General features: G+C 43.7%; 7 protein-coding genes and 3 pseudogenes. 5 read left to right on the forward strand and 5 right to left on the reverse strand.

The genetic code is table 11. The features are described 5' to 3' along the window. Positions 1 to 4: 4 nt before the first annotated feature. From LC586_RS31020 to trmB, 3 genes are all read right to left on the reverse strand, one after another. The gene (locus LC586_RS31020) at positions 5 to 442 is read right to left on the reverse strand and encodes a nitrogen fixation protein (protein WP_229489223.1); all 438 of its coding nucleotides are present in this window, start codon (positions 440 to 442) and stop codon (positions 5 to 7) included. A gap of 29 nt (positions 443 to 471) precedes the next feature. Further along, positions 472 to 681 carry a hypothetical protein gene (locus LC586_RS31025; RefSeq protein WP_229489225.1) on the reverse strand — a complete coding sequence of 70 codons (210 nt, stop codon included), beginning with the start codon at positions 679 to 681 and terminating at the stop codon, positions 472 to 474. A gap of 609 nt (positions 682 to 1290) precedes the next feature. Then, on the reverse strand, positions 1291 to 1944 hold the full coding sequence (gene trmB / locus LC586_RS31030; protein WP_229489227.1) for a tRNA (guanosine(46)-N7)-methyltransferase TrmB: 654 nt from the start codon (positions 1942 to 1944) through the stop codon (positions 1291 to 1293). A gap of 479 nt (positions 1945 to 2423) precedes the next feature. On the opposite strand from trmB, the gene gyrA reads away from it, so the two are divergent. After that, the gene (gyrA, locus tag LC586_RS31035; RefSeq protein WP_229489229.1) at positions 2424 to 5039 is read left to right on the forward strand and encodes a DNA topoisomerase (ATP-hydrolyzing) subunit A; all 2616 of its coding nucleotides are present in this window, start codon (positions 2424 to 2426) and stop codon (positions 5037 to 5039) included. Continuing rightward, the gene (gene lnt, locus LC586_RS31040; RefSeq protein ID WP_229489231.1) at positions 5020 to 6660 is read left to right on the forward strand and encodes an apolipoprotein N-acyltransferase; all 1641 of its coding nucleotides are present in this window, start codon (positions 5020 to 5022) and stop codon (positions 6658 to 6660) included. The genes gyrA and lnt overlap by 20 nt, the downstream gene beginning before the upstream one ends. A gap of 525 nt (positions 6661 to 7185) precedes the next feature. Here the strand turns inward: lnt and LC586_RS31045 are convergent. Continuing rightward, positions 7186 to 7788: a class II glutamine amidotransferase gene (locus LC586_RS31045; protein WP_229489233.1), complete on the reverse strand. Its 603-nt coding sequence runs from the start codon at positions 7786 to 7788 to the stop codon at positions 7186 to 7188. On the opposite strand from LC586_RS31045, the pseudogene LC586_RS31050 reads away from it, so the two are divergent. Further along, a pseudogene (locus LC586_RS31050) lies at positions 7691 to 9171 on the forward strand (efflux RND transporter permease subunit). The gene LC586_RS31045 and the pseudogene LC586_RS31050 sit on opposite strands and share 98 nt — an antisense overlap. Before the next feature lie 129 nt (positions 9172 to 9300). Next, positions 9301 to 10251: a glycine zipper 2TM domain-containing protein gene (locus tag LC586_RS31055; protein WP_229489235.1), complete on the forward strand. Its 951-nt coding sequence runs from the start codon at positions 9301 to 9303 to the stop codon at positions 10249 to 10251. 23 nt (positions 10252 to 10274) lie between these two features. On the opposite strand, the pseudogene LC586_RS31060 reads toward LC586_RS31055, so the two are convergent. Further along, a pseudogene (locus LC586_RS31060) lies at positions 10275 to 10389 on the reverse strand (IS5/IS1182 family transposase); the annotation flags it as partial. A gap of 67 nt (positions 10390 to 10456) precedes the next feature. Here LC586_RS31060 and LC586_RS31065 point away from each other — a divergent pair. Further along, positions 10457 to 11360 (forward strand): annotated as a pseudogene (locus tag LC586_RS31065) (ISKra4 family transposase); the annotation flags it as partial. Positions 11361 to 11489 lie beyond the last annotated feature (129 nt).

Here is an 11489-nt window from a genome sequence, read left to right on the forward strand (position 1 = left end):
TTGCTTAACTAACAGTCGGTATCGCCACCTTAACTAGTAATTCAGATGCGTTGTAGTTATCTGTAATAACTTGCGGGCAACGCATACAAGCTGCCTTACCTTCTTGCTGCCACCACCGACAATCTCGGCGTATGGAACAAGGTGGTAGTTCTTCTGCTACTGGTGGTAACTTTTCTACAATTCGCATTGCTAGACGGCAATCTTGTCCATCAAAATGCTGACAACTTTTAGTAGCACAAGGTGCTGCCGTCCGAAAAATTTCGGCAGGTGTAATTGGACTAGCTTTTGCTATTAGTTCATCCGTAATAGGTTGGGGCTTTTTGAGATAAGCTACACGGGGTTCTGTCACTGTCCCACCGACTACACCAAAGACAACACTATTCACAGATTCGGGTCTAGCACTCGGACAAAGTGTACTTTTATTAGCAGCAAATTCTTCCATCAATTGAGCCTCCAAGAAGGATAATTTTTTTAGAAGGCTTCGGGTTCCTGGTAGATGATTCCTGTAGTAGTAATAATAGGAAACGCTATACCACCTGCTATATTTGTGGCTTCTGTATCAGACAAACCTAACAAGGCATCTTCTGAATCTAAACTTTGGTTCCGTCGTTCCACCGCATTTTTTACGGCATCATCAATTAGATCGTTAATTTCAAGCTTACCGTTATACTTTCTTTCCATGCTTATTCTCCTTTTAATCTTGACATTATTAGGCTTAACTACTGAACTAAATTGCCTAATTATGTCCTCATTTTAATAGAAAGGAAAGCTAATCACTCTATCGTTAAGACTCTCAATGAGACATAAATAAAACTTTTATGTCACTAAATAAAAAGGTTTTAAATGTCCTCTTTTTAGGGAGAGGTATATATTAGGGATTTACAATAAATTACGAACCACAGAAACACAGAGAACACGGAGAGAGGAAAAATAGAGAGGATTTTTGGTGAGTTTTGGGATATTTTTTTATTTGGAAATACCTTAATTAATCAAGTCATATATAGCAATCCAATTTGATTTATGAACTTCTTTGCTTGGTGCGCTAAACGAAGCGCAAACGCGATAGGCAGGGAGTATGGAATCAGCCTTTTCGAGTTGAGGGCGAGTTTTTTCACGCAATCAAATAGGAGTCCTATACTTTTGCATACCAATGCAAATTGAATGTTTCGGTTAATTATGGGCATTAACTATAATATTTATGTCCCAAAATTATTGCCATTATATGATTTATAAAATGTAAATATGTCAAGCAAAATTTGGCGTTTATAGCGCTAGATACTTATACCGCCACTACCCCTCGTTCAGAACTTCTCGCCTGACAAACAAAGCTCGATAAACAGGTTCACCCTTTTTTTGCGTACCTATTTCCCGTTCTGTGGGGACTGGTAGCGGGTTTTCAGCTAACCATTCTTCTGTACCAACTTTCTGATAAGCTGGATGAGCGGCAAAGCGATCGCGCATTTCCACGGCGACAAATTCCATATCTGATTGCAGAAATACAACTCCCCCAACTGCAAGATAATTAGCTAATTCTGCCACTAGTTCTGGTTGCACTACACGACGTTTAGCATGGCGGGTTTTAAACCAAGGATCGGGGAATTGAATTGTAACGCGTTGTAAACTTCCTGGAGGCAGGGAAGAGAAAACTGAGTGCAATGAGTTATTCACATTGCAAAATAAGTAGTGCAGGTTTGTCAAACCTAACTCAGAACGTAACTTATTCGCCTCCACCACCAGAGGTTCCCGAATTTCCAACCCAAGAAAATTCCAGTTGAGTTCTATTTGAGCCATATTCACCAAAAACTGTCCTTTAGCGCAGCCAATATCTAAATGTAGCGGTTGATTTGGCTTTGCATAAATTTTTTCCAAGTCTTGGGGACTTGCTGGTGTTTGATACTTTTTACCAAGTGGATTAACATGCTGGCGGACTCGGACTGCTGCCAAAATTTTTTCTCCTTTATGTGAAAATATCCTGTTGATTCTGATACTAATTTCTGCGAATGTTCGTTTAATTACATCTTGGAAGGCTTTATCCAGTTCTGCTCTTTGTCTAAGTAGAAATGATAAACTATGGTTTTATTTTTCAGACCTTATTTAGTGACAAGTTTAGTAAATAACGGTTATAAAAATAAAGCCAATTTAAATTGTTGCCTTAAATTTACTCCGTCATCTTTCAATTTAAGTAATTCTGCACTAAGAAACCTTTTACTTCACTGCTCTTGTTAATTAGGTAGAGCTTATAAAGTGTAAATTATTATACTCTTTTTTTACTAGATATTTGGGTTAGCTTTCCAGGCAAAAAATAGGCAATATATGCTAGAATTGTATCAAATAATGGCAATTATTCAAGAGCAATTTAGAATAATTTTGCGCTTTGTTGAGTAAACAAGCTAAAATCTACGATTTTTGGAGATTTTTAGGTTATGACAACCTCACAGGAGAGGATTATCCCGATAGACTTGCGAACCGAAATGTCGCAGTCTTATCTGGAATACGCCATGAGCGTGATAGTGGGTCGGGCGTTGCCAGATGCCAGGGATGGTCTAAAACCTGTGCATCGTCGCATTCTCTACGCAATGCACGAGCTAGGTCTGCTCCACGATCGCCCTTTTAAGAAATGCGCCCGTGTGGTGGGGGAAGTGTTGGGTAAATACCACCCCCACGGTGACACGGCAGTATATGATGCCTTGGTGCGGATGGCGCAGGATTTTTCCATGCGATCGCCCTTAGTTAACGGACATGGTAACTTTGGTTCGGTAGACAACGATCCGCCAGCCGCCATGCGGTACACAGAATGCCGCTTACAAGCTTTAACTAGCGCTGGTCTACTCCACGACATCGAGTATGAAACCGTAGATTTCGCCGATAACTTCGACGGTTCCCAGCAAGAACCGACAGTCCTACCGGCGCGGATTCCGCAGTTGTTGCTCAACGGTTCCTCTGGGATTGCCGTGGGTATGGCAACCAACATTCCGCCGCACAATTTGGGCGAATTGATTGATGCTTTGGTGGCTGTAATCCACAATCCAGAAATCACCGACATCGAATTAATGCAGTATGTCCACGGCCCAGACTTTCCGACTGGGGCGCAGATTTTGGGGACATCTGCCATTCGAGAAGCTTACACCACCGGGCGTGGTTCCATTACCATGCGTGGTGTCGCTAACATTGAAACCGTTGAACAACGGGGACGGCCAGATAGAGAAGCAATTATCATCACCGAATTGCCCTATCAAACCAACAAAGCGGCGCTGATTGAAAAAATCGCCGAAATGGTGAACGAAAAGCGTCTAGAGGGCATCGCAGATATCCGGGATGAAAGCGATCGCGACGGAATGCGAGTTGTCATCGAACTCAAGCGTGATGCTTATCCCCGCGTCGTTCTGAACAACCTGTACAAGCAAACGCCACTGCAAGCCAACTTTGGGGCAAATATGCTGGCGTTGGTGAATAGCGAACCCCAAGTACTCACCCTCAAGCAGTTCTTAACCGTCTTCTTGGATTTCCGCATCGAATCCATTGCCAGACGTACCCGTTACGAACTGCGAAAAGCCGAAGAACGCGATCATCTTCTGCAAGGATTATTAATTGCCCTATCCCAGTTAGATCCAATTATTGTCTTGATTCGCCATGCTCCCGATGCGCCCACAGCCAAAGGCGAATTAATTACAACTTACGGACTCTCGGAAGTGCAAGCAGATGCAATTTTGCAGATGCAATTGCGGCGCTTGACTGCTTTAGAAGCAGACAAAATTCGTTTGGAACACGAGGAATTACAAGCGAAAATTACCGACTTGCAAGATATTTTGGCACGCCGGGAAAGAGTGCTAGAAATCATTGAAACTGAAGTCGGGCAACTGAAAACTAGCTTTGCCACACCCCGCCGCACGGTGATTCTACCAGGGGAAGGGGAATTAGATGACCGTGACCTAATTGCCAATGAAAAAGCAATAATTCTGGTTACAGAGCAAGGCTATATCAAACGGATGCCAGTTAACACCTTTGAAGCGCAAAGCCGTGCTACCAGAGGCAAAGCCGCAGCCAAGGTGAAAGATGATGATACCATTGAGCATTTTTTGACTTGCTGCGATCACGACAGTATTTTATTCTTTAGTGAGCGTGGTGTTGTTTATTGCCTGAGAGCTTATCAAATTCCAGCGAGTTCGCGTACTAGCCGAGGGACACCAATTGTCCAGATGCTACCCATTCCCAAAGAGGAAAAAATCACTTCGATTGTACCTGTTGACGAGTTTAGCAGTGAAGAATATCTGGTCATGCTCACCAAGGGCGGCAATATAAAGAAAACCGAGTTGGCAGCGTTTAGTCACATTCGCGCCAATGGTTTGATTGCCATTTCCTTAGAAGAAGGCGACCAACTGCGCTGGGTACGACGCGCTAGAGTAGAGGACAGTGTAATCATTGGTTCTCGTAACGGGATGGCGATTAACTTCCGGTGCAACCACGAACAACTGCGTCCTTTAAGTAGGGCGACTCGTGGGGTGAAAGCCATGAAACTCAAAAATAAAGATGAACTGGTGGGTATGGATATTCTCCCCGCAGCAATTCTTGAAACTTTGGATATAGTTACAGAAGCCGAAACAGAAGATATCGAAACAATCGAAACAATCGAAACAGAAGATATCGAAATTACCGAAACTAATGAAGAGTCCGCAGAAGTGCCTAGCAGTGGCATTGTTGGCCCTTGGGTGTTGGTAATTACAATGGGAGGATATGGTAAGCGCGTACCAGTTGCCCAGTTCCGCCTGCAAAACCGTGCTGGTCAGGGTTTAATGGCAACCAAGTTCAAAAACCGCAAAACCAAAGACAAGTTGGCAACCCTACGCATTGTCAACAATGATGATGATGAAATCATGATGGTGACAAATCGCGGTATTATCATCCGTCAAGCGGTAAATGCGATTTCTATCCAATCGCGATCGGCAACTGGAGTCAGAGTGCAGCGTTTAGATGAAGATGACGCTATTACCGGAGTGGCAATAGTTCCACCTGATGCTGCCGATGCAGAAGAAGCAGAATAAAAAGCAGGGGAGGCAGGGGGAGAAATTAACCGCCTTACTCCCTTGCTTAATTGCCTTAGCTAGCGGCATTTTAATGGGGCTAACCGTCGCCCCTGTAGGTGCATGGTTCTTGGCTTGGATTGCCCTAGTTCCCTTATGGGTGCTAGTTGTAACTTCAGCCAAACGCAAAAACCAATCCCCCCCTGCTCCCTCATCTCCCCCTGCTCCCCCTGCTCTCTTCTGGGGTATCGGTTATCATGGTGTCGCTCTATCTTGGATTACCGGAATTCATCCGATGACATGGTTGGGCGTTCCTTGGTTGCCAAGTTTAGCGATCACCCTTTTTTGTTGGGGATTTATCAGCCTCTTGGGAGGAGTATTCGTTGCTATTTGGGCGGCTGTGATGGTTCGCCTGAACGGACAAAAACCGTGGCTACGTGTACTGATTGGTACAGCCCTCTGGTGCGGCTTAGAGAGTCTATGGAGTGCTGGGCCTTTATGGTGGAGTTCTCTTGCTTACACTCAAAGTCCGCACAATCTCGTAATTGTACATCTGGGGCAACTCTCTGGGCCTAATACTGTGACAGCAGGAATAGTTGCCGTGAATGGATTAATTGCGGAAGGATGGACGAACCGCAGAGACGCAGAGGGCGCAGAGAGAACCTCCGTGTCCTCCGCGCCTCTGCGGTTCGTTAATAAATACTGGGTTAGCGCCACAGGATTATTAATTACTTTACACCTCATTGGTTTTATCTTATATAGCCGTCCCATCGCCCAGTTACCAGAAGCAGCCTTGAAAGTGGGGATTGTTCAGGGTAATATCCCGAACCGACTTTTACGAAGTTCCGAAGGGTTTCGTCGCGCCCAAGAAAATTACACCAGTGGGTATATAACTTTAGCAAATCAAGGTGTAGATGCAGTTCTCACCCCAGAAGGAGCCTTACCTATTTTCCAGCGTAACTTGATGGAAACTGCTTTAGTCGCAGCCGTGAAAGAAAAAGGCGTAGTTGCTTGGATTGGAGCTTTTGGCGAACGGAGAGACAGTTATACAATTAGCTTGTTTACTTTCAACAGTAAGAGTGAAATTGTCAGCCGCTACGATAAGTCCAAACTAGTACCCTTGGGAGAATATATTCCCTTTGAAGGAATTTTAGGTGGGATAATTCAACGCTTGTCGCCTCTGGAAGCACACCAAGTTCCGGGTTCGACAAATCAAATATTTGATACTCCTTTTGGTCGTGCGATCGCTAGTATATGTTATGAATCTGCTTTTCCTGAGCAATTTCGCCGTCAAGCTGCTGCGGGTGGGCAATTTATCCTCAGTTCTTCTAACGATGCCCATTACACTGCATCGATGCCATTCCAGCACCATGCACAGGATATCATGCGGGCAATTGAAACTGATAGATGGTCAGCACGGGCGACTAATACAGGATATTCAGGCTTTATAGATCCTCATGGTAGAACCTTGTGGATATCTGGATATAATACTTACGAAACTCATGCTGAAACAATTTATCGGCGACAAACGCAGACTTTATATGTGCGTTGGGGTGATTGGTTGACACCGTTGTTATTGATATCCTCTGGAGGAGCTTGGCTGCTAATTCAACTTAGCCATACAAGGAAAATAAGTGATTAATAATTAACTTTTTTCCCTTATCTTAGAATAGTACCTCTGAACACAACTTATATCATTAGGACTTACGCACTGGTAACGGAAAACGAACCACAGAGAAGCCAGTGCGCCCTTGCGGTTCCCCGACTTGAAGCAACTGGCGCGGCGCAGAGGTCACGGAGGAATGAGAGTTTGAGAGGGTTTTTGCGTAAGTCCTAATCATGTCCGCCAAATTACCCATAATAAAAGAACCCCACCCCGCCAAAGCTGTGCTTTGTCTCTCTGCCCCTAATCTCCAGAGGGGGCCCCGAGTTCCCCGCTCTTCGGGAGGGGTTGGGGGTGGGGTTCTTCGGGTTTAATAAGTAAAGTAATCAAGCGGACATAATATTTAGTATGAATGCCTGCCTTGAGAGCCAAATCATTCATTTTAGATGCAGGCGATCGCTACTGATAAATCCAAAAAATATCAATTTTATTTTTAAACTCTTACCAATAATGGTAAGAGTTATTTTATGCAGTAACCTGTCGTAATGCTTATCTAAACCCCAATTAAACAAATCTATCCAACAGACTAATTGTTGGCTGTAATGACTGCTCTTGAAAAAATAGCATACTTTGCTCAGGAAAGGCAGTCCAATTTTGGTTAGATAAAAGCTCAGAGGCAACAATAACTTGGTCTGGGTGCTTGAGTGCATTACAAGACCAATAAAGAGTAGGAGCTTGTGTGGGGTAAGCGTAGCGAATTGCTGCAATTGCTCGACCATCGGTGACAATTATATTGGCACTAAAGCTGGTGTCGTATTTTGATGCCAACTCAGTCAATTTTTGAACTGTGGCATGTAAAGCTGAGAACAGAGTACTGTCTGGAGACGACTGCCACATTTTCACTAGCAAAGCGAAGATGTGTTCAGAATCAGTCATGCCTTTAATCAGGCGGTATGTGGAATCAGAGAGGCTGTCACGGATTGGTCTATAGAGAGTCTGTTGAAAGTTTGAGATTTCGCCATTATGCACAAACAACAGTTTACCACTGCGAAATGGCTGACAGTTGCTAATGTCGAGCGATTCACCTCGTCTTGCCCGTGCTACACCTCGCCTACCGACAACAGTGCAACAATTTGGTGTGACAGCACAAACATCTTCTACAAGCATTTTGTTAGTCTATGCTCTTTATCCAGAAAATAATGAGGATGACGCGCTGTTTATTAGTAACTATATCGATCTGAATTTGCGAGATCAACTGCTGAGAACGCCGCGAGTCGGGGATTTAACAATTTTTGGTGAAAAGCAGTATGCAATGCGGTTGTGGTTTGATCCGAATGCACTGGCAAGTCGAGGCTTAACTGTGGCAGATGTCTCCACGGCATTGCGATCGCAAAATATTCTCGCGGGAGCCGGAACGTTAGGTCAATCGCCTATTCCTCCAGGTCAAAGTTATGAAATTCCGTTGCGAGTCAATGGTCAATTTAAAGATGCCTCAGATTTTGAAAATCTAGTCATTCAAGTCGAAAGTAATGGCAATTTAATTAAACTCCAAGATGTAGGTCGTGCAGAACTCGGCTCGGAGACTTACAGCAGCAATGCCAGAAATAATGGTAAACCGTCCATTGGGATCGCAATTTATCAGTCACCTGGCAGTAACGCCCTGGATGTCTCGAAAAACGTTCAGGCTCAGATGAATGAGTTGATGAAAGACTTTCCACCGGGCTTAAAAGCCCAGATTGTCTACGATACTGTTGGGTTTTGCAAGCATCACTCGAAGAAGTGGTGAAAACACTGGTTGAAGCGATCGCTCTTGTTGTACTGGTGATTTTTCTGTTTCTACAAAACTGGCGAGCCACAATTATTCCCCTTGTTGCCATTCTCGTTTCACTGATTGGGGTGTTAGCATTCGCTTACGTGTTTAGATTCTCGTTGAATAATTTAACGTTATTTGGCTTAATTTTGGCAACAGGATTAGTTGTAGATGATGCCATTATCGTTGTTGAAGCGATCGCCCGCAAAATTGAACAGGCAGTGCGACCATTTCAAGCATCAGTGGAGGCAATGGATGAACTCACCGGAGCGGTAGTTTCAACGTCGCTGGTATTGATGGCAGTTTTTATCCAGGTGGCATTTTTCCCAGGTTCTACAGGAAAAATGTATCAACAGTTCGCGTTGATCATAGCTTTTTCAATCGCCATATCAACGTTTAATGCCCTTTCCTTTAGTCCCAGTATATCTGCAATTTTGCTCCGCCCGCCTCGGTCTGCACGCGGCCCGCTTGGTTGGTTTTTTAGCCGTTTCAATCGAATTTTACAATGGATCATTGACAAGTATTTAGCGAGCGTGAATTTTTTGATTCGCCTTCGTTATGCGGTAATCGGATTATTTGTGGTTGGTTTAGCTGCGACTTATTTTATGTTTACCCATGTTCCCACCGGGTTTGTTCCGAGTGAAGACCAGGGAATTGTCTTAGCTATTATTCAAGGGCCAGATGGAGTTGCCCTCAACTATACCGATCAAGTAATTACAAAACTCGAACAAGGTTACTGATTGCAGCGTCTGTAATGAATTTTATTACTTAGGATGATTTTCAGTTCAACAAACTCGTATTTAATATGACAAGTAATGAAATACTAAATTTGTAGGTAATTAATTTTCCTGCGCTACTAAGGAGTAATAATGGTTTTAAGTCAATATCAACGTGCCGTAGGCGTATTTACTCATCGTCGAGATGCAGAACAGGCACTACATGAGTTGAGAGATTCTGGCTTGGCGATGGAGAAAGTATCTGTAGTTGTAGAGAATGCAGACCGCAATCATGAGATTGGTGATAATGAAATAGGTGATAAATCTGACGAAGGCGCAACAGTAGGAGGGCTTTCAGGAGGCGCTGTAGGTGGTTTGACTGGTTTATTAGTAGGTCTTGGTACTTTAGCAATCCCTGGAGTTGGGCCAATAATGCTGGCTGGGGCAGCTGCAACTGCTTTGGTTACAACCCTTGTAGGGGCAAGCATAGGTGCTGCAACTGGGACTTTTGCTGGTGCATTAGTTGGTTGGGGAATGTCGGAAGAGCAAGCTAGAGCATATAACCAGCGAGTAGAGGTTGGACACTATCTAATAATCGTAGATTGTACATCTTTTGAAATTGCTAAAGTAGAAGCAATTCTCCTGCGTTGGGGTATTGAAGAGTTTGGCATTTACGAGCATCTCAACAGTGAACAGGAAACTACAAATTATCTGACCACCACGACTTCTACTACTGCCATTCCTAATAAAAGTGGGATTTTGACCAAATATGCTATTAGTGACTTTAATAACATAGATAATGTTGAAACGGCAATTAATGATATGTGTGTCGGAGGTTTTCCAATAAACCAGATTTCCTTAATTTGCAAAGACTTTTCTCGATTTAAAGGGTCAACAGGCGTTAATTTAAGTGAGCGCTTTGACGCTATGAGGCTAGGAATAGCAGATGAGTGGGCACGCTTTTACAACGAGCAAATTGAGCAAGGCAATTACATACTCATCGTTAGTGGCACAGACAATGAACTTGATTACGTTAGCTCTATTTTGCGTAATTGCGGGGTTCAAGAAATTCAAATTTATGACCCAATGTTAATTCGTTCCTAAGAGACCATTTATAAAGTAAATCTTTAGACAACAAGACGACGTAACATAACACGAGTCATAACAGCATATATGGCAGCTTCACTCCTGCACGGGAAGACGCTCATAATCCTTACTAAGACGATGGTAGGGAGCATCCCATTTTTGCAGAAATACTGATTCATGAGTGTAGTATAGGGAGAACACAATACTTACTTAAACCATAGGCATGACCCCCGAAGAAAAAGAACGGTTACAAGCAGCAGTAAAAGAAATCGCGGCAATCCTGTATAAAAATACATCACCATCCGAGTTAGAGACTTTGGAAGGAATCGAAAAAACAGTGCGATGCCTACGGCGGGCTACGCCTACGCAGATGCTGGAGTACGTCAGTCCCGAAATCGCCTTTTTTTATCGAACAAACTACAGGCACAAATAAAGGACGACCCAGACAAATCACGCATTTGTGTAGGGGAGTTGCCGATCACGGAAAAGCAAGCGCAAAAATTAAGACTGGAGCCAAGAAGTCACCTGAGTCCAGTATTAGAGAAATGTAGCTTCAGACTATGTGCCAATGAGTCCTACCAAAATGCCGAGTTGGAACTAGAAGCATTAACGGGAGTGAAAGTCGGACATAGCACACTACACCGACTGGTGAGCAGACAGGATCTGCCACAACCATCGGCATTGCAAGCGGTTTCTGAAGTGAGTTTGGACGGGGGTAAGGTGCGGTTGCGATCCTTGGGACAAGAATGTGAGTGGCGCGATTATAAAGCGGTACGCTTAGGCGGAATTTATTATGGCGCTTTTTTTCACGATCACCAATCCCTTTTGGATTGGGTTAACTCACAGAGGCTAGTCACCCCATTAGTGTGCTTGGGGGATGGGCATGATGGTGTTTGGAAATTATTTACTGAAATTGGCAGTTCCTCAACCCGACTGGAGATCCTCGATTGGTATCATTTGCGGGAAAACCTCTATAAAGTTGGTGGTTCTCTCAAGCGACGATAAGCTTGCAGAAAACTTACTCTGGATTGGTGAGGTAGATGCAACGATCGCTTTGTTTGTTGATAAGCGCGAAAAAACAAGCAAAGAATTTTTGTGCATATTTGAACAAGGATCGAAGTCGGATTACCCCTCTTCTAAGAAACCATATTTTCTGAGGACTGAGGAATCAACTCAAAACCAAAAGCCTGGGCTTTTTTGTGGAGATTATTAACCATTCGCTCACGATAACGTTGCTCATAATAATCCATACCAGG

This window comes from Nostoc favosum CHAB5714 (assembly GCF_020829495.1).
Classification (GTDB): Bacteria; Cyanobacteriota; Cyanobacteriia; order Cyanobacteriales; family Nostocaceae; genus Nostoc; species Nostoc favosum.